At 37.5% G+C, this 23,756-nt stretch carries 14 protein-coding genes; 12 read left to right on the plus strand and 2 right to left on the minus strand.

The annotated features are described in order from the left end of the window. The first annotated feature begins 3 nt into the window (after nt 1-3). The 10 genes from B5X53_RS08750 (at nt 4) to B5X53_RS08790 (ending at nt 17,076) form a co-directional block, all read left to right on the plus strand. A complete protein-coding gene (locus B5X53_RS08750) occupies nt 4-1,122 on the plus strand; it encodes a glycoside hydrolase family protein (protein WP_079712867.1) in 1,119 nt (372 codons plus the stop codon). A 150-nt stretch (nt 1,123-1,272) separates the two neighbouring features. Then, the gene (locus B5X53_RS08755; protein WP_079712868.1) at nt 1,273-3,600 is read left to right on the plus strand and encodes a glycoside hydrolase family 20 protein; all 2,328 of its coding nucleotides are present in this window, start codon (nt 1,273-1,275) and stop codon (nt 3,598-3,600) included. Between the two features lie 62 nt (nt 3,601-3,662). Then, nucleotides 3,663-5,861, plus strand: a complete 2,199-nt coding sequence (locus B5X53_RS08760) for a GH92 family glycosyl hydrolase (protein WP_232764155.1) — start codon at nt 3,663-3,665, stop codon at nt 5,859-5,861. Between the two features lie 189 nt (nt 5,862-6,050). Further along, nucleotides 6,051-6,836, plus strand: coding sequence for a TonB-dependent receptor plug domain-containing protein (locus B5X53_RS19325; RefSeq protein ID WP_232764156.1), 786 nt, complete (start codon nt 6,051-6,053; stop codon nt 6,834-6,836). 7 nt (nt 6,837-6,843) lie between these two features. Continuing rightward, nucleotides 6,844-9,141, plus strand: coding sequence for a SusC/RagA family TonB-linked outer membrane protein (locus B5X53_RS08765; protein ID WP_232764157.1), 2,298 nt, complete (start codon nt 6,844-6,846; stop codon nt 9,139-9,141). Between the two features lie 11 nt (nt 9,142-9,152). Further along, on the plus strand, nt 9,153-10,703 hold the full coding sequence (locus tag B5X53_RS08770; protein ID WP_079712870.1) for a SusD/RagB family nutrient-binding outer membrane lipoprotein: 1,551 nt from the start codon (nt 9,153-9,155) through the stop codon (nt 10,701-10,703). Between the two features lie 139 nt (nt 10,704-10,842). Then, entirely contained in the window at nt 10,843-13,227 is a 2,385-nt protein-coding gene (locus B5X53_RS08775) for a glycoside hydrolase family 3 N-terminal domain-containing protein (protein ID WP_079712871.1), read from the plus strand. An 11-nt stretch (nt 13,228-13,238) separates the two neighbouring features. Next, the gene (locus B5X53_RS08780; RefSeq protein WP_079712872.1) at nt 13,239-14,681 is read left to right on the plus strand and encodes an alpha-L-fucosidase; all 1,443 of its coding nucleotides are present in this window, start codon (nt 13,239-13,241) and stop codon (nt 14,679-14,681) included. A gap of 5 nt (nt 14,682-14,686) precedes the next feature. Beyond that, complete coding sequence (locus tag B5X53_RS08785) at nt 14,687-16,147, plus strand: alpha-L-fucosidase (protein WP_079712873.1); 1,461 nt, start codon at nt 14,687-14,689, stop codon at nt 16,145-16,147. Between the two features lie 287 nt (nt 16,148-16,434). After that, nucleotides 16,435-17,076 (plus strand): copper homeostasis protein CutC, encoded by a 642-nt coding sequence (locus B5X53_RS08790; protein WP_079712874.1) that lies wholly within the window; start codon nt 16,435-16,437, stop codon nt 17,074-17,076. Between the two features lie 89 nt (nt 17,077-17,165). On the opposite strand, the gene B5X53_RS08795 is transcribed toward B5X53_RS08790, so the two are convergent. Continuing rightward, nucleotides 17,166-17,573 (minus strand): BLUF domain-containing protein, encoded by a 408-nt coding sequence (locus B5X53_RS08795; RefSeq protein ID WP_143533250.1) that lies wholly within the window; start codon nt 17,571-17,573, stop codon nt 17,166-17,168. A gap of 162 nt (nt 17,574-17,735) precedes the next feature. Between B5X53_RS08795 and B5X53_RS08800 the strand changes: the two genes are divergently transcribed. Then, complete coding sequence (locus B5X53_RS08800) at nt 17,736-19,046, plus strand: paraquat-inducible protein A (protein WP_079712876.1); 1,311 nt, start codon at nt 17,736-17,738, stop codon at nt 19,044-19,046. A 69-nt stretch (nt 19,047-19,115) separates the two neighbouring features. Here the strand turns inward: B5X53_RS08800 and B5X53_RS08805 are convergent, their stop codons facing one another. Beyond that, nucleotides 19,116-20,213, minus strand: coding sequence for a sensor histidine kinase (locus B5X53_RS08805; RefSeq protein ID WP_079712877.1), 1,098 nt, complete (start codon nt 20,211-20,213; stop codon nt 19,116-19,118). A gap of 539 nt (nt 20,214-20,752) precedes the next feature. Between B5X53_RS08805 and B5X53_RS08810 the strand changes: the two genes are divergently transcribed. Then, nucleotides 20,753-23,740, plus strand: a complete 2,988-nt coding sequence (locus B5X53_RS08810) for a SusC/RagA family TonB-linked outer membrane protein (RefSeq protein ID WP_101023133.1) — start codon at nt 20,753-20,755, stop codon at nt 23,738-23,740. Nucleotides 23,741-23,756: the final 16 nt, after the last annotated feature.

The raw sequence follows: 23,756 nt of genomic DNA on the forward strand, positions 1-23,756 counted from the left end.
GAAATGAAGTATATCTATTATTTATTATTGGCATTTACAGTTACAGCTTGTGGAAATTCTTCTGCTGAAAATGATTTAGCTACAACTGAAAAAACTGAGGAAAAACCCAATCCTTCAACCAAAGACTTTAAGTATTGGACCTGGATAACAGCCAGCTCTGAAAAATCGGAGGAAGAATATTCAGCTGAATTCAAGAAATATAAAGAACATGGGATAGATGCGGTTTTAATCAATACTGAAGCGGATGCTCAATTGCTTTCAGAGTTAGCTCCACTAGCTACAGAGGAAGGTTTAGAAGTGCACGCGTGGATGTTTACCGTCAATCGCCCGGGTGATAAGGAAGCTGAAAAACACCCGCAATGGTATGCAGTAAGTAGGGATGGTAAATCAACTTATGACGCGCCTCCATATGTAGATTACTACAAATGGCTTTGCCCAACTCGTGAAGAATCTAAAAACCATATTTTAAGTCTGGTAGAAGGTTTAGCTAAAGTAGAAGGAGTAGAAAGTGTGCACCTGGATTACATTAGGTATTCAGATATTTTTCTTCCTATCGGTTTACTGCCAAAATATGGTTTAGAACAAAACGAAGAACTTCCCGAATTCGACTTTTGCTATTGCGAGGTTTGTACAGCTGAATTTGAAAAAGAGCATCATAAAAATCCGAATGATTTTGATAACCCGGCTATTGATATGGAATGGAAGCAATTCCGTCTGAATAAAGTAAAGGCAATTGTTGATGAAGCGTATGAAATAGCCCATGAAAATGGAAAATATTTAACGGCTGCTGTTTTTCCTTATCCAGAAATGGCCGATCATATGGTGCGCCAACGCTGGGATAAATGGAATGTGGATATGGTTTTGCCAATGATTTATCAAAATTTTTATAACGAAGAAATAGATTGGATTGGCTTTGCTACAGGACAGGGTGTAAAAGATCTTGAAGGTACAAATACCGAATTACATACGGGTATTTACATTCCCGAATTGAATGCAGAGGAATTAAAAGAAGCAATTAATTATGCCCGGGAAAACGGTGCAAAGGGAGCAGCATTTTTTGACGGTGGTGCATTTACTCCAGAAAAACTTGAAGCCATACAAGCAGTAAAAGAGGGTGATTAATGACTTTGCAAGCTAATAACCGGCAATAGATGACTCTTAAAGTTGGCCTTTTTTCACCCATTGCTTCCATGGGGTAACTGATTTTTAAAATGACGGATGAATCGGTTAATACCGATTTAAAATCTCCTGAACCTAATAGGATATATTAATATGAAATTGGTCAAAATTCTTCTTTGTTCTTTTGTATTGCTAATGATAGGGTGCGGTGAAAAAGAAAATCCATCTTTCACTAAGGAAGATTTAGTGTTGATCCCAGAACCACAATCGATAGAAATAAATAACGGAAGTTTTCGGGTAAATACTGAGACCAAATTGATAATTCCCGGAGATAGTATAAAACCACTTACCAATATTTTAAATGACTTATTTGAAAAATCAGCCGGTTTTCAAATGGCTGTCTCCAATGAATCTGCTGAAGATAATTTTATTCAGCTAAAGAAAAATACAGAATTAGCAGAAGAGGCTTATGAACTTTCGGTGGCTACAAATCAGGTACTTTTAGAGGCGAGTTCTAGGCTGGGTTTTGTGTATGGATTGGAAACCATAAGGCAATTACTTCCAAAAGAAATAGAAAGCGCTTCAAAAATTTCAGAAATAGACTGGCTAATCCCTAATGTTGAAATTTCTGATGCGCCGCAATATTCTTACCGGGGCAATATGCTGGATGTTTCCCGTCATTTCTTTGGAAAGGATTACATCAAAAAACATATTGACCGTATGGCTTTTTTAAAGCTAAATACCTTGCATTTTCATTTAGTGGACGATCAGGGCTGGAGAATAGAGATAAAAAAATATCCGAAGTTAACCGAAGTTGGGGGTTTTAGGGTAGACCAGGAAGATACACACTGGAATGCCAGGACAGAAAATGAACCCGAAGATGAAGCTACTTATGGCGGCTTTTATACCCAGGAAGATATTAAAGAAATTGTGGCTTATGCCCGGGAAAAAGGAATCCGTATAATTCCTGAAATAGAAATGCCGGCCCACGTAATGAGCGCTATTGCAGCATATCCCTGGCTTTCCTGTACTGGTGAGCCAATTGCAGTACCTTCGGGCGGGGTGTGGCCAATTACCAGTATTTACTGCGCCGGAAAGGAATCTACTTTTGAATTTTTAGAAGACGTGCTTACCGAAGTAATGGAATTATTTCCGGGCGAATATATTCATGTCGGTGGTGATGAGGCTACCAAAACAAATTGGGAGAGCTGTCCCGATTGCCAACGGAGAATAAGGGAAGAGGGCCTCGCTGACGAGCACGAACTGCAAAGCTATTTTATGAAGCGTATCGAAAAGTTTCTAAATAAAAATGGAAGGACCTTAATTGGATGGGACGAAATTTTAGAAGGTGGCCTGCCAGAAGAAGCTACCGTGATGAGCTGGCGCGGATTTGAAGGTGGCTGGGAAGCCTCAAAGCAAGGTCATGATGTGATTATGACACCTACAAGTCATTTGTATTTCGACTATTTCCAGGGAAGTCCCGATCACGAGCCTGTTGCATTTAATGCTTTTACCCCGCTAAACCGGGTTTATGAATTTAGACCTGTCTTAGATTCCATGACGGCGGAACAGAAAAACCATGTTCTTGGGGGACAGGCAAATTTATGGTCAGAATATGTGCCAAATGAGGAACATTCTGAGTATATGCTTTTTCCAAGACTTGCTGCCCTCGCCGAGGTGGTCTGGACCCCGGAAAACAAATTGCACTGGCAAGATTTTTCTGTTAGAATTCAGAAAATGATGGAGCGTTTTGATATTATGGGAATTAATTATGCACGTAGTGCTTATGCTATTCAACCGGATTCAGAAATTAATCTTGAAACCGGAGAAGTTACCATCGAACTTAAAGCCGAATTTCCTGATGTAGAAATTAGATATGGCATGAATGATTCAGAGTTAAGCGCAAATTCTAACATTTATAAAGAACCTATAAAGATAAATTCAAACTCCCATCTTAAGGCCGCTGTTTTTAAAAACGGTGAAATTATGGGCCCCATCCTGGATAAAGATTTTCAATTTCATAAGGCGGTAGCAAAACCGGTTACTTATAAGTATTCATATAATGATAATTATAAAGGAGGCGAGGAAAAGGGACTTGTGGATGTATTAAGAGGAAGCAAATATTTTAAGGACGGTCGCTGGCAGGGATGGATTAATAATCCTGCTATTATCACAATAAATCTTGAAGAGCCAACTGAAATTAATGAGGTGGTAGTTGGAAGTCTGGAAGAGCAGGGAACCGGCATTTATTTTCCGCAAAAAATTAAAGTAGAAGTTTCTAAAGACGGAAAAACTTTTGAAAAAGCTGGAGAAATAACCCGTGAATTTCAAAACAATACAAGTGCAAAAATTGAGAATTTCAGAATTGGATTTGATACACAAAATAATATAGAATTGGTCCGGGTAACTGTTGAGCCTCTGGAGCATAATCCAAAAGGCGGTGGTTCCTGGTTATTTTTAGATGAAATTCAGGTAAAATAGAAAATATGGTGTCCGTGTTAAGAGTTGTTTTTTTAGGATTATTGATTTTAGTTTCATTGAGAATGACGGCGCAAGACTTTGATCCTGTAAATTATGTTAATCCATTTATAGGCACTTCAAATTACGGGGCGACAAATCCGGGTGCCATTGCCCCGAGGGGGATGGCAAGTGTATCGCCATTTAATGTTGCAGGAAGAATTGATCTCAATCCTTTAGAAAAAGACAGCCAGTGGTTGTCTAATCCTTATGTGTATGAAAATACTTTTTTAACCGGATTCAGCCATGTGAATATTAGTGGGGTTGGATGTCCCGACCTGGGAGTTATTATAACCATGCCCACAACAGGAGCATTAGAAACCAACCACCAAAAATATGGTAGCACTTACACTGAAGAAACAGCAAAAGCCGGATACTATTCGACCAAATTGAAGAAATATGATGTAGAAGTTCAGGCGACCGCCAGCACTAGAACCGGGGTGACACGATATTCATTTCCGGCGGGAAAATCTAATATTTTATTGAATTTAGGATTAGGGTTAACCAACGAGCAGGGAGCTATGGCGCATATTGTTTCTCCTACCGAGATTGAGGGAATGCGAATGGTAGGAAGCTTTTGTTATAATAATCCGGAGGCAGCTTATCCGGTTTATTTTGTTGCCAAATTTTCCAAACCTGCCGATAATTTCGGGGTTTGGAAAACACCTTACAAAAATGAAGGAGAAGAAGCACAATGGATGGCCTACAACGGCAAAACCCGTATTAAGGAGCGGTTTTCACGTGAAGTGGTTGGGGACAGTATTGGAGCCTATATGACTTACGATTTTAGCTCGCCGGAGCAAGTAGAAGTTAAGATCGGAGTTTCTTATGTAAGTATAGAAAATGCGCGGGATAATTTAGAAAATGAAGTAGGAGATTCATCTTTTGAAGAAGTGTATGCACAAACAAAGACAGAATGGAAAAAGAAATTACGGGTTGTAGAGGTTGAAGGTGGCACTGAAGATGAAAAAACCATTTTCTATACAGCTTTATATCATACTCAGATTCATCCGAATATATTCAATGATGTGAATGGTGAATATCCTGAAATTGCAACAGGAAAAATTGGTAAAACCGAAGGGACAAGGTATACCACTTTTTCTCTGTGGGATACTTATAGAAATTATCACCAGTTAATGAGCTTGCTATATCCACAGGAGCAATTGGATATGGTAAAATCTATGCTGGAAATGTATGATGAGAATGGCTGGTTGCCAAAATGGGAGTTAAATTCAACTGAAACTTTTACTATGGTTGGTGATCCTGCGGCAATTGTTTTAGCTGATACCTATTTACGTGGACTTACTGATTTTGATGTGGATAAAGCTTATGAGGCCATGCTAAAAAGTGCTACTCAGATTGAAGAAAATCCTCTACGGCCCGGCCTTGAAGAATATTTAAAAAAAGGTTATGTTAGTGTAGATGCGGGAGTGCCCGGTCCTGTTTCTGTTACGCAAGAATATAATGCTGCTGATTATGCAATTGCATTATTGGCGAAAGAGCTAGGGAAAGAAGAAGATCATGAAGTATTTAAAGAACGATCGGTTTCTTATAGAAAGCTATATAATTCAGATTCTAAATTTCTTCAACCTAAACATATAGACGGGGATTGGCTGGAAGGTTTTGATCCTTTGGCTGGTGCGAATTTCACCAAAAATCCTGGATTTATTGAGGGCAATGCCTGGCAATATCTTTTTATGCTTTCGCACGATGCAGAGGGATTAATACAACTAATGGGTGGAAAAGTGGCTTACGAGAAGAAATTGGATGCTGTTTTTAATGAAGGACAATTTGATATGGCAAACGAACCCGATTTTGCTTATCCATACCTGTATAATTTTATTCCCGGAAGTGAGCATAAAGCTCAAAAAAAAGTGCAAGAGTTACTAAAAGAATATTATAAAAATAGTCCCGATGGTTTGCCGGGCAATGACGATACTGGCACGATGAGTGCCTGGGCAGTATATAGTATGATGGGTTTTTATCCACAAGTGCCAGCTGAAACTACTTACTCCTTAACTGCACCAATTTTTGATAAAATCAAAATAAATTTAAATACAGATTTCTATCCTAAGGAGAATCTTGTTATAATAAAAGAGGAAGTCTCCGGGAAAAATAAAGCTGGAGAAATATTTATTGATAATTCTCCCCTAAACACCTTTTTTATTAAGCACGAAACCTTAATTAATTCCAACGAATTATTATTCTTTCAAGATTTGGAATAAACACCCGCACAACTAGTCGAGATTATTTATTAAGCTATTTTATAACAATTTAAGTTAAGGTTATTTAGCTATTGGGCTATGTTATTAGTCGAAATAATTATTTCCTGTTAAAAAAATTCACAATTTTGGGTAGGATTTAAGAAAACAAGCTTTAGGCTTGAATTGATGCTAACTAAAAACTATAGTGCAATGAACAAAAAAATAATCTTGTTTACTTCTTTATTTTTATGCTGCATTCAGCTCGTACTGGCGCAACAAAGAGTAAGCGGTAGTATTGTCGATGCGGAAAACGGCATGCCGCTTCCTGGTGTTAACGTAATTGAAAAAGGAACCAATAATGGGGTTTCTTCTGATTTTGATGGGAACTTTTCCATTGAAATTGAAGAAGGGAGCACCCTTCAGTTTTCTATGTTGGGGTATATAACTCAGGAATTAGAACCAGACGGATCTGATATTCAAATTGAACTAGCGCCTGATACCGAGGCCCTGGATGAAGTGGTAGTAACTGCTCTAGGTATTAAACGTTCAGAACGAGCTTTAGGTTATTCATTAACCGAAGTAGGGGGCGAAGAATTATCTGATGTGAAGCAGGTAAACGCTATTAACTCTTTACAAGGTAAAGTAGCAGGATTGAATATTACCGGTGCAGCCACCGGCCCTGCGGGTACAAGTAACGTTTTAATTCGTGGTATTTCTAGTGTTGGAGGTAATAATCAACCACTATATGTAGTAGATGGAATTCCTATAGATAATACTAATTTAGGCTCTGCAAGCCAATGGGGAGGATCTGATTTTGGAGATGGTATATCGAGTATTAATCCAGATGACATAGAATCTATGAGTGTTTTAAAAGGAGGTGCTGCAGCAGCTTTGTATGGTTCAAGAGCATCTAATGGTGTGATTTTAATTACTACAAAAACAGGAAAGGAACAGGCTGGTCTTGGGGTTGAATATTCAGGGTCTGGTTCTATTTGAAAATATAATGTCAGATATTTATGACTTCCAAAATGAATATGGTCAGGGTATAAACGGTGAGGCTCCTACAAGCAGAGAAGAAGCCTTAGCTGCCGGCATGCAATCCTGGGGAGGAAGACTAGATGGTTCAAGTGTGATTCAGTTTGACGGAGAGGAAAGACCATATGCAGATCAGGGAGATAATTTAGATAGGTTTTATAGAACAGCCCATACCATTATTAATACCGTAGCCATTACAAAAGGTGGTGAAGATTATAATTTAAGATTTTCCGCCACCGATTTGAGTAATGAGGATATTATGCCAAATGCCGGATTGAACAGAAAGTCTTTTTCTTTGAATGGGGGTGCACAACTTGCCGATAAATTAAGTCTGGATGTAAATACCAAGTATATATTAGAAGATGTACGCAACAGGCCAAGATTATCTGATTCGCCCGGTAATGCAAATTTTGCGGTTGTTCTTTCTCCTCCTAATATAAATGTTGAAGACTATAGGCCAGGTTCTAATGAAGAAAATACAGAGTTAAGGATTTCAAGCAGTAATTATCATCAAAATCCATATTGGTCTGCTTATGAATTTATGAACAATAGCCTTAAAAACAGATTTATTGGATCTTCAACTTTGAGGTATGATATAACTGATTGGATGTACGTGATGGCAAGAGCCGGTTTAGATCAATATACTTCAAGAATTACCAGTGTTGAACCATTTGGTACAACATATATTCCTTTAGGATCAATGACCGAGATTGCTTACAATACTAAATTAGTAGATGCTGATGCCATGCTGGGTTTTGAAAAGTCTGTGGATAAATTCTCTGGACAATTAATTCTGGGTGCCAATAACAACGACAGAAAAATAGAAAGAACAGAGTTAAGAGGAACAGAATTCGTGATTCCTAATCTCGTGGATATTAATAATCTAACTAATAAAAATTATAGTTATGATTTTTCTCAGGTAAAAAGGAATTCTTTGTATTTCTCTACAGAACTGTCTTATGATAACTTTCTATTCTTAAATATTACTGGTAGAAATGATTGGTTTTCTACGCTTTCTTTAGCGGGAAAAACAAGTCCAAATAATTATTTCTACCCTTCAGCCAATACTAGCTTTGTTTTTACAGATGCTTTTGATACGCCGGAATGGATGACTTTTGGGAAGATTAGGTTAGGATATTCAGATGTTGCAGGTGGAGGGGAAGATCCTTATCAGTTAGCCCTGGCTTATGGTATATTTGATACATATAATGGTCGAGGATCTTCTGTGCCATTAGGAAGTATTAGTAGTAGCACATTACCAAATCAGGAATTAAAACCATTTTCAAAACAGGAATATGAGGTGGGGTTAAATTTGCAACTATTTGACAATAGACTGGGATTGGATTTGGCTTATTATACAAATAAAACTACGGATGATATTGTACCAATAACAATCTCAAATTCTACGGGTTACAGCACTGCAGTTGTGAATATTGGTGAATTAACCAACAATGGTGTTGAAATGTTATTAACTGGAAAAGCTATCAAGAACGAAAACCTTTCCTGGGATATAGCTTATAATTTAGGATATAACGAGAATGAGGTAGTAAGAACTGATGCTGATGGTAACCCTCTATTCCCAGATGGTTCTCAAGCTACTAACGTTTCCTCGGGAGCTATAGTAGGAGAACCATTTGGAGCAATTTATGGCACAACTTACATAAGGGATGAGCAGGGTAGAATCCAATATGATAGTAATGGCACCCCATCAGTTGGACCTCGTGAAGTTTTAGGAAATGGTGTAGCACCCTGGACAATGGGATTAACAAACACCTTTAGATATAAGAATTGGAATCTTTCATTTCTTATTGATGCCAAGTTTGGAGCAGATATTTATTCTGGAACAAGTGCTTTTGCAAATTATTATGGGGCTAGCCAAAACACCCTGGCAGGAAGGGAAAATGGATTGGAAATTAATGGCTTTGATTCAAATGGAGATAATTACTCAACAACCATTGAGCCTGAAAACGTAGAAACATACTATAAGAGATTATACGAGATTGCTGAAGAGCACATTCAGGATGCAGATTTTATCAAATTTAGAGAGTTTAGCTTAGGGTATAACTTGCCAGGTGAGATTTTGCAAAACACATTTATAACCAGTGCTAATATCTCTGTAATAGGAAGAAACTTATTTTTCTTAAAAAGAGAAACAGAAAATATAGACCCGGAATCCTCATTTAATAGTCGTGGTGCTAGAGGTTTAGAAAGATTTGGCCTGCCGCAGAGTAGAAGTTATGGTCTAAATCTAAACGTTAAATTTTAAAGATAAGTGAAATGAAAAATAAATTATATATAAGCCTGTTTTTAGTAATTACTATGGTACTTCAAGCTTGTGATAAAGATTTTGAAGATATAAATATAGACCCCACTACAGCTTCCCAGGTAGATCTTAGTTATAAATTCCCGACGGCTGTTTTATATGCTTCGGGGCAACGCTATGAGTCGTGGCGAGCAAATTTGATCTACTCCTCTACTATGATTCAGCATCTTGCTAATACGCAAACCTATTGGAGCGGAGATAAATATTTACTAAATACTGCATATGCAGAAGCCTTCTGGACCGCGCAATATCCCCAAACAATTAAAGCGGTAGAGGATATGAAGTATGGATTAGAATCACAAGGTGATTCAACTTCAGTAGATTATGCTATAGTTAAAACTCTTAGGGTGTTTGCATATCACCGTATGACAGATTTATATGGTGATATTCCGTATTCTGAAGCAGGTAAAGGATTTATTGAAGGTGATATGAGGCCTGCTTATGATCCTCAGGAAGAGATATATGCAGATATGTTAAATGAGCTTGAAGAAGCAGTGATGATTATGGAAAGTGGTGGAACGAGCTCTTTAGGTACAGCAGATATTATTTTTGAAGGTGATGTAAATAAATGGAGAAAATGGGCGAATAGCTTTATGTTGCGTTTAGCAATTAGAATGACAAAAGTAGACGAAGCAGCTGCAGAAGAATGGTCCCGAAAAGCTATAGAAGCAGGAGTTATGGAATCTAACGACGATATAGCCTATGTTATGCACGAAGAAGGAAATGGGATTGTTCAAAACGGAAATGGAGAAACCTTTACAGCAGATGGAACACCCAGGATAAGCGATACTTTTATTGAATTTCTACAGGGAGACCCAAGATTAACAATTTATGCCAGTCTTCCCGAAGATTCAGGAGAAACTGATGCCGATGGAAATACTATTCTTAGATCTGAGGAAGAGCGTTTAGATTCCGATGCCCAGAGAGGTTTACCAAATGGTTTAGACAATGCCTTATTAAGGGAACAAACCGGGGAAACTAATACTTTAGATTATTCTGAGCCAAATAGATTATATCTTACCAGTGAGGCAGCTCCTATGTTTTTCCAAACTTATGCTGAAGTAGAATTTATGTTGGCCGAGGCCGCTTACAGATGGGGGTTAGGTGATGGCGATGTTGAAGGACATTATAAGGCCGGAGTTCGAGCTGCCATGAATTACCTGGAATTGTATTCTCCCAGAGCAATAATTTCTAACGAGGCGATTGATGATTACCTTTCGGAAAATCCTTTTGATGAGACCAATGCCTTAGAACAAATTAATACGCAGTACTGGGCGGCTACTTTTTTAAATGAGTTAGAGTCCTATGCTAATTGGAGAAGAAGTGGATATCCCGATTTAACACCGGTGAACTATCCTGGTAATGTTACCAATGGAACAATTCCCCGAAGATTAACTTACATGACTTCAGAGCAATCAACTAATGCCGAGAACTATAATGCGGCTATCCAGTCTCAGGGACCAGATTTACTAACCACTAGAATATGGTGGGATGTTGAACAATAATGCTTATTAAAAAAGGAAAATTTTATCTGAATTGATCGGCATTATAAAGCATAAAAACTAAACAAGAAATTAAGTGTGTTAGTTAGTGAAGACTGGTTGGTGAGAGCCAGCCGGTTTTCTTTTTTTAATTAAAATTTTCATGAAAAAAATTTGCCTTTGTTTTTTACTTATTTCCAATGTTCTGTTTAGTCAGGATCAGGATTCTGCTTATAAAAATGCATCATTAAGTGTGGAAGAACGAGTAGATAATCTTTTGTCTTTAATGACATTAGAAGAAAAAATAGGCCAGCTTACCACACCGCTTGGTTGGAAGATGTATTCAAAGAACGGCGATGAAGTGGATATAAGTGAGCTTTACAAAGAAGAAATTAGAGCCAGGCACATTGGGGGGTTATGGGGATTACTTAGAGCAGACCCCTGGACACAAAAAACCTTGGAAACAGGACTCCATCCCAGGGAAGCTGCTAAAATTACTAACGAAATTCAAAAGTATGTAATTGAAAATAGCCGTTTAGGAATACCACTCTTGCTGGAAGAAGAAGCCATGCATGGGCATATGGCTATAGGTACTACCGTTTTTCCAACTGCGATTGGTCAGGCAAGCACCTGGAATCCTGAACTCATTAAGAGAATGGCTGAAACTATAGCTGAAGAAGTAAGAGCACAGGGAGCCAATGTAGGGTACGGGCCAATTGTAGACTTAGCAAGGGACCCAAGGTGGTCCCGGGTAGAAGAAACATTTGGCGAAGATCCTTACCTAATTTCAGAAATGGGAAAATCTATGGTTTCCGGATTTCAGGGAAACACAGCCGAAGATTTGAAGAGCGGAAAACATATTGCAGCTACTCTAAAACATTTCGCTGCTTATGGGGTCTCTGAGGGAGGGCATAATGGTGGTGCGGTGCTGGTGGGTGAGCGGGATTTATTCCAGAATTATATGTATCCGGTAAAGGAAGCTGTTAATAGTGGAATCTTATCCATAATGACCGCATATAATTCTATTGACGGAATACCAAGTACTGCACACAAAGAATTACTTACAAATACTTTGAGACAAGAATGGGGTTTTGATGGATTCGTAATTTCCGATCTTGGTAGTATTGAAGGACTTCAGGGGAGCCATCATATTGTTACCACTGAAGTAGATGCCGCGGCAGTTGCTATGAATGCCGGTGTAGATGCAGATCTTGGAGGAAATGGTTTTGATGATGCGCTAATGAATGCCGTGAAAGCAGATAAAGTCTCTGAAGATAGAATAGATGAAGCAGTAAGAAGGGTGCTTAAGGTGAAATTCAAATTAGGACTTTTTGATAATCCCTATGTGGATGTTGAAAATGCCGAAAAGGTTGTTCGGAATCCAGAACATATAGAACTGGCAAAAGAAGTTGCCCTGCAGTCGGTGACTATGCTAAAAAACGAAAATAAGCTTTTGCCGTTAAGTAAAAATCTCAAAAATATAGCGGTAATCGGGTCTAATGCAGATTTGCAATATAACCAGCTAGGCGACTATACGGCACCTCAAGCAGAAGATAATATTGTAACTGTTCTGGAAGGAATCAAGAATAAAATGCCACAGGCAAACATTCAGTATATAAAGGGTACCGCCGTACGTGATACCACTCAGACTAACATACCTGCAGCTGTAGAGGCAGCCAAAAACGCTGAAGTGGCTATAGTTGTTTTAGGAGGTTCCAGTGCTAGGGATTTTAAAACAGAATATCAGGAAACAGGAGCAGCAACAGTTTCTGCTTCAGAAGATGAAATTTTAAGTGATATGGAAAGCGGTGAAGGTTACGATCGCTCCACCTTACAATTAATGGGGAAACAATTGGAGCTATTACAGGCTGTTGTGGCCTCAGGAACCCCAACGGTTTTAGTTCTTATTAAAGGCAGGCCCTTATTACTCAACTGGCCGTCAGAAAATGTACCCGCTATTCTGGATGCGTGGTATCCCGGGCAACAGGGTGGAAATGCTATTGCCGATGTGTTGTTTGGAGATTTTAATCCGGCAGGAAGATTACCGGTTTCAGTGCCAAAATCTGTAGGGCAGTTGCCTGTTTATTATAACCACTGGTTCCCGGAACGTAGGGATTATGTAGAAATGGATGCTAAAGCATTGTATCCTTTTGGTCATGGGTTAAGTTATTCAGAATTTGAATATTCAGACTTAATCGTATCTGTAGAAGGAGAGGGTATTAATACTAGAGTGAACCTGAGTGTAAAAGTTAAGAATATAAGCGATAAAGATGGCGATGAGGTAGTACAGCTGTATTTAAGAGATATGGTGAGCGGTGTACTTAGTCCCGTAAAGCAGTTAAGGGGCTTTGAACGGGTTTCAATCAAATCTGGAGAAACTAAGAACGTTCATTTTGAAATCCTTCCAAAGGAATTATCCCTGTTTAATGTGGATATGGAGCAGGTAGCAGAAGCGGGTGAATTTAAAGTGATGATAGGAGCTTCTTCAGAAGATATTAGACTCAAAACTATTTTTCAATTATCAGAAAATATTACTATTAATAAATAAAAAATTACAGGATGCTGAAGATTAATAATATTAAGGCCGTTTTAGTTTTTGCCGTGGCATTTTCATTTCAGTTTATCCAGGCGCAGGAGGAGCAGGGCGTGCACCAGAGATCTGAAGCCTATATGGCACCCACAGATCCTTTAGTGAAGGAGAAACTTTCAAAATGGGAAAATCAGAAGTTCGGAATGTTGATTCACTGGGGAGTGTATTCGGTTCCGGGGATTATGGAATCCTGGAATTTATGTTCCGAAGACTGGATAGATCGCGATAGCACCATGGCTTATAACGATTATAAAAAATGGTACTGGAATCTGGATAAAATCTTCAATCCGGTAAATTTTGATCCTGAAAGTTGGGCAGACGCTGCAGACGCTGCAGGAATGAAATATATGGTCTTTACTACTAAGCACCATGATGGTTTCAATATGTTTGATACACAGCAGAGCGATTATAAAATCACCAATGGCCCATTTCAAAATCACCCTAAAGCGAACGTGGCAAAACATATTTTTGAAGCTTTTAGGAAAAAAGATTTTATGGTAGGAGCCTATTTTTCAAAACCCGATTGGCATTCGCAGTATTTCTGGTGGGATAAATATGCTACTCCCAATAGAAATGCTAATTATGACATAGAGAAATATAGCTGGCGCTGGAACAAATTCAAAGAGTTTTCATTTAACCAGATTAGCGAGTTGATGCATGATTACGGAAGTATTGATATTTTGTGGTTAGATGGTGGCTGGGTGCGACCAAAGGAAACCGTAAATGATGAAGTCAGGGCCTGGGGAGCTCCAATTCCTGAAGCTAGCCAGGAAATTGATATGCCTAAAATTGCAGAAATGGCAAGGGAAGCACAGCCGGGGATAATCTTTGCAGATCGTACCGTGCACGGGCCATACGAAAACTTTCTAACCCCCGAACGTACAATTCCTGAAACCAAACTGGAAAATCCCTGGGAAAGCTGTTTGCCACTTGGTAATAACTGGGGATATGTGCCATACGATCCTTTTAAATCGCCTACCGCGGTTATTCACAGTCTTATTGAAGTAGTTGCTAAAGGAGGAAACCTTCTTTTAGGCGTTGGCCCAAAGCCCGATGGAACTTTACCTTTGGAAGTGGTTGACAAACTGGGAAAAATAGGAAACTGGCTTGATAAGAATGGAGAAGCTATTTACGATACTCATGCTATAGATAATTATCAGGATCAGAATACATACTTTACAGCAAAAGGAAATAAAACTTACGCTATTGTAGTTTTTGAAGAAGGAAAAGAGATTCCACGATCAGTTAATTGGTCTAAGAATCTACCTTCGGATAAGGCAAAGATCAAATTACTGCAAACCGGTAAAAAGGTTGATTTTAAAATAAAAGGAGATAGGGTTGAAATCACGCTTCCTAAAGAAATACGTTCGGCTAAGAATAGTGTAGCAATCGCTTTTTCCATAGAAAATTAGAGAAAATGATTCAAAAGCTAAGGAAAGCCATAGAAGGCATTTTTATACTGGCACTGGCATTTTCCTGCCAGCAAAATAATCAGGTGGAATCGCCGGAAGCCATTGAGCCAACGCCCACCCAGGAGCAATTGGCCTGGCATAATATGGAAATGAATGCGTTTATTCATTTTACCACCAATACTTTTACAGATAAAGAATGGGGATATGGAGATGAATCTCCTGAGGTTTTTAATCCTACAGCTTTAGATGTAGACCAGTGGATGCAAACCCTTAAAAAGGCAGGTTTTAAAGGGGTTATCCTTACGGCAAAACATCATGACGGTTTTGCTTTATATCCATCAGATTATACAGAACATGATATCACCAATTCCCCATACAAAGATGGAGAAGGCGACCTGGTAAAAGAAGTTGCAGAATCTGCCCGGGAACACGGTTTGAAATTTGGAATTTACCTTTCCCCGTGGGATAGAAATCGTGCCGATTATGGCGAGACATCTTATGTTGAATATTACAGGAATCAGCTTCAAGAGGTATTTACAAACTATGGGGATATTTTTGAAATGTGGTTTGACGGTGCCAATGGCGGTGATGGTTATTATGGAGGAGCAGATGAAGAGCGGCGTATAGACAAACAAAATTATTACGACTGGCCAACAACTTTAAGCATGGTTGAAGAAATTCAACCCTCAGTAATGTTTTTTAGTGATGCGGGACCCGATCTTCGGTGGGTAGGAAATGAAGAAGGAATTGGCGGAAAAACTAATTGGAATATGATTTCTCCAGATACTCTTTATGCGGGGAAAGCAGGAATTGGTGATATTTTACAAACCGGTTCTAAAGATGGAACCGAATGGATTCCTGCAGAGGTTAATACGTCTATTCGTCCTGGTTGGTTTTACCATGAACATGAAGATTCGTTGGTTAAAACTCCCCAGGAATTATTTCAGGTTTATCTTCAATCTGTAGGCCGAGGATCAACCTTGTTGCTTAATGTTCCGCCGGATAAGCGCGGACTTTTCCATGAGAATGATGTCGAGGCATTACTTGGAATGCGCAGGCTTATTGACAGTGTATTTGCAAATAATTTAGCTGAAAATGCACAAATTTCAGCAAGTTCTTATCGGGGAGAAAAGGAGAATTATTCTGCTGACAATTTAATCGATGGAGATCCTCAAACTTACTGGACCACCAATGATAATATTATTCAATCTTCTGTTGAAGTAAATTTTGAAAAAGAACACGAAGTGAATTATGTTTTGCTTCAGGAATATATAAAATTAGGACAGCGAATTAAGAGCTTTAATGTGGAAGCAAAAGTAAACGAGAAATGGGAACAGGTTGTCGAAGGTACAACTATAGGCTATAAACGGATCCTGGAAATTCCCTCGGTAAAAACTAAGGCGATCAAAATTAATTTTAAAGATGCCAGGGGAAACCCTGTAGTTTCTAATCTTGAAATTTATTAAATAACCTTATTATGTTTTTGAGAAAGTGCTTACAACGAATGGAAGAAATTTCATCTTCCCTTTTACTAGATAATCGAGATTTAAATACCCCAAGCTTACCTTAAAATCAAAATAATTGTTCATTATGAATGCAGTGTACGTATTCTATGAGGTAATTTGCTTCCTTTAAAAAAAGGAAGTAGAATATTTTCTCCGGGTTTTTTATTAAAGATAAGAGCTAATAAAACCGTAGTTTAATAGAAAAGCTTTTAGGATATTGAATATGTTGGTTTATAGTTATTCAGAGAATGTCAGAGAGTAGACCTTATGTCAAAGAAGCCTGTATAGAAACTTTAGAACAGGCGATTGCTGCTGAAAATAAAGGAGCAGATCGGATTGAACTTTGCTCAAATTTACAACTTGAGGGATTAACACCTTCAAATGATTTAATTGTACAGGTCCTTGATAAGATTAATATTCCAGTTAGGGTGATGATACGTCCCCGTACCGGTAATTTTTTGTATTCAGAAAAAGAAATAACTGAGATGAAAAGAACAGTTATTACTTGTAAAAACCTGGGAGTAGAAGGAGTCGTTTTTGGAGTTTTAAAGGCAGATAAAACTTTGGATATTGATATAATCTCGATGTTAACTAATCTGGCGTTTCCTTTAAATGTAGTTATACATAAAGCTATAGATAATACGCCTGATTTATTAAAAGAATTCGAAAAATTAAAAGCAATTAAAGGGATATCAACTATACTAACATCTGGTGGGGCTAAAACGGCAATTGAAGGTTGTGGTGTTTTAAAAGAAATGATAGCAACCTCACAAAATGCTATTGAAATAATGCCGGCTGGTAAAATTACTTTTGAGAATCTTTCAGAAATACATTGCCTGTTAGGAGCCTCTGCATATCACGGAAAACAAATCGTTGGAAAACTTAGCTAATTTAAAAGCAGCTCAGCCTAATTTCCTGACTATTCGAATTATATATGTAAACTTTAGGAAAAATAGAAGCCTTATCTAATTTTATTAGTTTAATGAGTATCAATAAAAGTTTTCAGCATTCTCTCCATAATTTTTCTGAGATCCCAGGGTAAGCCTTCCAGAGTATCGGTATATTCTTTCGGGATCACAGTTAAATATTTTATATCACCGGTGATGATATCAGTTTTATAACCGTCAAAAGCACCCTGTTCTATATCGCGACCAATAACCTGGATAATTCCGTAATGACGGGGATCTTTTTTTATAGTTTCAAATAAATCGAGTATAAATACCTTTTCTCCTTCAATAATTTGAAAAAAATTACCTTCAGAATATAACAAAAGTCCTTTAACACCAGATGAGGTATTATTTGTGAAACTTCCCTCTAATAGCTGTTCCACCTGCATGTCACTTGTTTCTTCGGTTTTGTTACTCACGTAACATATAGCATGTCTCACCTGTGAATTCTTTAAAAAGTATCAATTAAGATACAACAACCTCAAGCCGATGCTCATCTATTTGTATTTTAATTATGATGAGTTAAATAATATTTCAGCAGAAAGATCTCACAGAATTTATCCGGATTAATGGAGTACCTTTAAAGAATACTTCGCAACATTATGGCTATAAATATAAAGCGTATTCTTCTTGTTTTATTTACGGGTTTTTTGGTGTGCTTAGCTGGGTGGAGTAGCTTTCTGGTTTATAAATATTCTTCTGAAGCTGCAGAAATCAAGAAAGATTACAGTGAGCTTAATAGCATCACCCACGGACTACTTTCAGTAAATATCTGGAGAGACCATTTAACGAATATGGTTTTAAACCGTATTGATGAATTTGAATTTACTCCTGCGCAGGAAGATACGCTTGTGTTGCAGGTAGAAAATATTCTCATGGCCGGGATTGATAAGGGCGATAGTTTAATGGACCTTAAACAAAAGAGTTTAAAGGGAAAACTAAGAAAGTTTGCCGTAAGAACGTTGGTGCCCGAAGAAAAGATAAGGGCGCTGGTACCTATGTTCGCTCAAACTATTGTAGATGAAATTCAGCAACCGGAAAATAAAGAAGCGCTTAAATACGTCATTAAAAGTAAACTGCAGGAATACAGTGATATGACCCACGCAGATTCTGAAACTGCTGTTGTAAGACTAAATTCACTTTTTGATAAATATGAAGTTACCGGCCTTAAAGATTTTAACCGAAAAACTTCAGAAAGATTAAAGACCCTGGAGGATCAAACCTACAATCATACTTATATTTTGCTCGGTATCATTGTGGCTTTTCTTTTTATTTGGTGGTTGTTAAGAAATCAATTTTTCTTACATACACCAATGTTTATTATTTCGGTGATTTTATCCCTTGTAGTTCTTTTCGCAGGGTTAACTGCACCAATGATAGAAATAGATGCGCGTTTTCAGCAAGTAAATTTTTTATTGATTGGGGAACAAATCACTTTTAACGATCAGGTAATTTTCTTTCAAAGTAAAAGTATTCTGCAGGTAATAGATATTTTGTTTCAAACAGGAAAGGTAGATTCTTTTTTCGTGGGAATTCTAATTCTCGCATTTAGTATTATTTTTCCCGTGGCTAAACTTGTTTCCACTCAGATTTACCTGGCTGGGAGCGAAAAAATAAGAAGAAGCAAAATTCTGAAATTCTTCGCTTTTAAATCAGGAAAATGGAGTATGGCAGATGTTTATGTGATTGCAATATTTATGGCTTATATAGGGTTTCAGGGTATCTTGGACCATCAACTTACTAATGCGAATGTTGAAACTGAATCCCTCGTGAGTATTTCTACCAACCAAACATCGTTGCAGCCGGGATTCATTATTTTTATAGCCTTCGTCTTGTTCAGCCTTGTACTTTCTACAATTCTTAAAAAGATCACGGTTTTAGATAAGTCAGGTTTGGAAGGAAAAAGCGCTTAAATTTTAAAGGGATTTAATTGATGATAAGATGAAATATGGATTAATACTTCGCTGTACTTTCCTTTCCTCTTAATCTGTTTCTTCAATTTCTTTTTTAAAGAAAACTTTGAATTTAGAGCCTTGCCCTAAAGTGCTTTCCAACTCTATTTTCCCACCGTGGGATTCAATCATTTTTTTAATAACATATAACCCCATACCGGTTCCTTCAATTTTGCTATTAATTCTAGCATATTTTTCAAAAACCACCTCCTGGTGTTCTTCAGCAATACCCACCCCGTTATCTTCTACACTGAAGATTACAAAATCTCTAATGGTATAAGTTTTAAGCTTAATTACAAGTTGTTGATCATTATTGCGATATTTAATAGCATTATGAATAAGATTGTAGATTATACTTCTTAAAGTGTTTCTGGGGAATATTACTTCAGAGATTTTAAAATCTTTTAATACCTGAATATTTTCACTTACAATTTCCTCCCGGAGTGCATTCAGAATATTTCCGCAGGATTTTACAATATTCTGTGGTTTCAATTCTACTTTATTCTGAAGATTAGCCTCTCCTTCAGAAGTAAATTCATTTAACATAGTATTGAGTCCATTAGACACAGTTTGCAATCTTTCAATCATAGAATGAAACTTTTCTGAATCCTGTCTTTTATAAGTTTCCAAAAGTCCGCTAGAAAGTAGCTTTATGGTAGATATTGGTTGCTTCATATCGTGAGATAATGCAAACATTAGCACATTGTGTTTGGCATTAATTTTCTCCAGTTCCTTAATGGAATTTAAACGTACCGTAATATTTACAAAAGTTATAATCACCCCGTTCACCTTGTTTTGCTCGTGATCTACGTATGGAATAATATTCATCTGAAACCAGTTTCCATCGGTAGTCTGAATTTCTTTTTCAAAGATCTCACTGGTATTCATCACCTCCTGAATATTATTCACGAAAGTTGGATACCGAATATTATCTTCTACGTGCTCAATTTTTTTACCAATATCATCATAAGACAGAGAAAACTGTGCCATTGCAGGCGGGGTAAAAATCCTCAATACCATATCGGCATCTACGAATAATTGGGGAATAATAGTATTTGAAAAATAATTTGCCAGGTCAAAATCCAGCTTACGCAATTGACCAATATCTTTTTTTAATTGTTTAGACATAGAAGCTTCTTTGGAAAAACTTTGAAGTTAAGGTGTGTTCAAATATAATAAACATTGATGATGTGGGGTGTGTAAATATAGGTAATAGTGATAACCGGGTGAAGAATAGTGTATTACTGAATCTTTCATTATAAAAGAGTTTCAGAAAAAACTTATGACAGGAATGCAATCCGGGAATTGAAAATTATGTAATGCTTGTTTATATAGTCGTAAGAAAATGTCAACTTAGGTTAAATAGCTTGTAATTAAATATTTAGAAATATTTAATTATTGAGAAATCGATTGCATTAGCAGTGTATTCCTTCCTTAATCCTGCGATTATTGCAATAAAGTATGAATAATTTTGCTAAAATCTGTGAATTAATACTTTGTAAGCCTATAAATATAATTTTTTAGGCTAAAAATTTTGGAAATGTTAATTAAATGTTTACGTTTGTGTAATCGATTACAATTTATTTGTCATTTTCTGAGCCTTTTTAATCCTCAGGATGAGAATTTTACGAAAACGATTGAAACTAACTTAACTAAATTTTTAAAGTATGAAGTACTGGTTAAAAAGAAACTCATTGTGTAAACAAGCGGTTTTGATGTTGTTACTATTGTTTCCCTTGGGGTCATTAATTGCTCAAGAAGGTATAACAATAACGGGTGTTGTAACAGATGGTGAATCACAAACCCCCTTGCCTGGTGTGAGTGTGGTTGAAAAGGGCACTAATAATGGTACAGCTACAGATTTTGATGGTAACTATAGTTTAGAGTTATCTAATGCGAATGCAGTTTTGCAAGTAAGTTTTATGGGCTACGAAACCCAGGAAATTGAAGTTGGAGGCCAAACCGAAATTGATATTACACTTTCTCCAGATATGGGTGGCCTGGATGAAGTAGTAGTAATTGGGTATGGTACAATGAAAAAAAGTAATGTAACTGGGTCTATTGTTTCGGTTGATCAACAGGAATTAACCCAGGTACCCTCTACCAACGTTATGGAGTCGTTGCAGGGTAAACTCCCAGGGGTAGACATTACTCGGTCAAGTGGTCAAGCTGGTGCCGGGATTAATATTGCGGTAAGGGGTAACCGGTCTTTAACTGCAAGTAACTCACCTCTATTTATTGTAGATGGAATTCAATATAGCAACATTCAGGATTTAAATCCTAATGATATTGAATCTATGGAAGTTTTAAAAGATGCTGCATCTACTGCAATTTACGGTTCCAGGGGTGCTAACGGAGTTATAATTATTACTACTAAGCAAGGAAGACAAGGTGAAACGCGTGTAACATTCAATGCTTATGCCGGGGTATCTGAAGTTACTAATTATCCAGAAGTTCAAACTCCAATGGAGTACGCTAATTTAAGACGGGAAGCGAGAAGAGCTACCGGAGATTGGAATAGTCCAGAAGATGATCCCAGCATTTTTAATGATTGGGAATTGGACGCTGTAAATAATAATGGCGGTACAGTTTGGCCAGATTTATTTCTTAGCAAGGGAGCACAGCAGGATTACCAGGCCGGTGTTTCCACGGCTACCGAGAATTCAAGATTCTATGTTTCTTTAAATTATTTCAACGAGCAGGGAAATCAGAGAATGGATGAATTAAACCGCTACAGTTTAAGGGCTAATATTGATCATGATATTAATGATAAAATTACCATAGGAACCCAGAATCAGGTTACCTATTACGATCAGAATTTTCATAGGGATCCTATGAATATTGCTAATAAAATTAATCCATTATTAACCCCTTACGATGATGAGGGAAATGTAGAATTTCAGCCAAATAATTGGAAGGATGTAAACCCGTTAATTGATGAAGAGCCGGGGCATTATGAAAATAATAACCGTACTACACGAGTATTTACTTCAGCTTATTTTGATTATGATATTTTGGAAGACTTAAACTTTAGGACTAATCTTGGGGTAACGCTTCAAAATAGTAGAACCGGTATCTATCGGGCTTCAGAAACAGTAGATCGAGCAGGTCAGGCTTCAGAAGCGGTATATCAAACAGGTAATGATGTAGGAATTAACTGGGAGAATATCATAAATTATGATACTGAATTTGGAGGCGGCGATCACTCCTTAACTCTTACAGGTATTCAATCTTACTTAAGTGGTCAAAATGAAGCGCAGTCAGCCAGAGGGAGAAATCAGTTGTTAGATTATCAATTGTTTCATTCTTTAGGAAATGCCAGCGAACAGCTTGCTATTCAAAGTAATTACGAAGAAACCAGTCTTCTTTCCTTTACAGGACGGGTTCATTATAGTTATAAAGATAAATACATTTTTATGGCTACAGGTCGTGGTGATGGAGCCTCTCAGCTGAGTGATGGAAATAAATGGGCATTTTTCCCATCTATTTCAGGTGCATGGAGATTAATAGAGGAAGATTTTATGGCCGATACTGAAACTTTTACCGATTTGAAAATTAGAGCAAGTTACGGGGTGGCAGGAAATGCTGCGGTTCAGGCATATTCTACGCAAAGTTTATTAAATCGTATCCCTTTTGGGTTTAATGAGGAGCCGGCAATTGGATATACTTTCGGAAGTCGAATTGGTAACACAAATTTAGGATGGGAGATATCAAAAACTTATAATATTGGGGTAGATTTTGGATTGTTACGAAACCGAATTACCGGTACTATTGATGTGTATGATACCAGAACTGATGATTTGTTGATGGATAGATTTCTTCCGCCTACCTCAGGAGTTAGAAGTATAACTGAGAATATTGGAGCTACCCGTAACCGTGGGATTGAAATTAGCCTGAATACAACTCCTGTTCAACAAGGTATTGTAGAATGGAATGTTGGCCTTAACTGGTTTAGAAATAAAGAGGAAATTGTAGAATTGGCTACCGGTTCTAATGATATTGCCAATGGGTGGTTTATAGGAGAGCCTACACAAGCATTTTATGATTATGAAAAGGATGGAATCTGGCAATTAGGCCAGGAGGCCGAAGCAGAATCGTATGGGCAGGAGCCAGGAGAAATTCGAGTAGTAGATCAAAACAATGATGGAGAAATAGATTCTAATAATGATCGTATTGTACTAGGTTCACCAAGACCAGATTGGAGTGGTAACCTTACAAGTGATTTAACAGTAGGAAACTTCGATTTAAATATCCAGGTTTTTGCAAGGGTTGGTCAAATGATGGAATATGAATTCTATGATATTTATGATCCTTCCGGGAATGAAAACAGTCATCGCCATGATTACTGGACTCCGGAAAATCCTACCAATGCTTACCCAAGACCAAATGCAGGAAGAACTCAGGGAAGCACCCAGTACTACAGTTCTATTTTGTATGAAGATGCATCTTTTCTAAAACTAAGAAATGTTACTCTGGGTTATACTATTCCTAAATCATTTTTAGATAGAGTAGGTATTTCTAAGCTAAGAGTGTATGCTACTGGAAGAAACCTTTGGGTTAAAAGTGAAGTAGATAATTACGACCCTGAGCGTGGTGGAGCGATGAGTAATCCAATTCCAAGATTATTAGTGGGAGGTATTAATTTAGAACTGTAAGCTTAACAAATTTTAA

The organism is Salegentibacter salinarum, from assembly GCF_900168115.1.
Taxonomy (GTDB): domain Bacteria; phylum Bacteroidota; class Bacteroidia; order Flavobacteriales; family Flavobacteriaceae; genus Salegentibacter; species Salegentibacter salinarum.

Bases quoted from the DNA above. Each gene is read 5' to 3' on its own strand.
- B5X53_RS08770 (WP_079712870.1), top strand. From the start codon at position 9,153: ATGAAAAATAAATTATATATAAGCCTGTTTTTAGTAATTACTATGGTA.
- B5X53_RS08775 (WP_079712871.1), top strand. From the start codon at position 10,843: ATGAAAAAAATTTGCCTTTGTTTTTTACTTATTTCCAATGTTCTGTTT.
- B5X53_RS19325 (WP_232764156.1), top strand. From the start codon at position 6,051: ATGAACAAAAAAATAATCTTGTTTACTTCTTTATTTTTATGCTGCATT.
- B5X53_RS08755 (WP_079712868.1), top strand. From the start codon at position 1,273: ATGAAATTGGTCAAAATTCTTCTTTGTTCTTTTGTATTGCTAATGATA.
- B5X53_RS08760 (WP_232764155.1), top strand. From the start codon at position 3,663: ATGACGGCGCAAGACTTTGATCCTGTAAATTATGTTAATCCATTTATA.
- B5X53_RS08780 (WP_079712872.1), top strand. From the start codon at position 13,239: ATGCTGAAGATTAATAATATTAAGGCCGTTTTAGTTTTTGCCGTGGCA.
- B5X53_RS08750 (WP_079712867.1), top strand. From the start codon at position 4: ATGAAGTATATCTATTATTTATTATTGGCATTTACAGTTACAGCTTGT.
- B5X53_RS08805 (WP_079712877.1), bottom strand. From the start codon at position 20,213: ATGTCTAAACAATTAAAAAAAGATATTGGTCAATTGCGTAAGCTGGAT.
- B5X53_RS08800 (WP_079712876.1), top strand. From the start codon at position 17,736: ATGGCTATAAATATAAAGCGTATTCTTCTTGTTTTATTTACGGGTTTT.
- B5X53_RS08790 (WP_079712874.1), top strand. From the start codon at position 16,435: ATGTCAGAGAGTAGACCTTATGTCAAAGAAGCCTGTATAGAAACTTTA.
- B5X53_RS08810 (WP_101023133.1), top strand. From the start codon at position 20,753: ATGAAGTACTGGTTAAAAAGAAACTCATTGTGTAAACAAGCGGTTTTG.
- B5X53_RS08785 (WP_079712873.1), top strand. From the start codon at position 14,687: ATGATTCAAAAGCTAAGGAAAGCCATAGAAGGCATTTTTATACTGGCA.
- B5X53_RS08765 (WP_232764157.1), top strand. From the start codon at position 6,844: ATGTCAGATATTTATGACTTCCAAAATGAATATGGTCAGGGTATAAAC.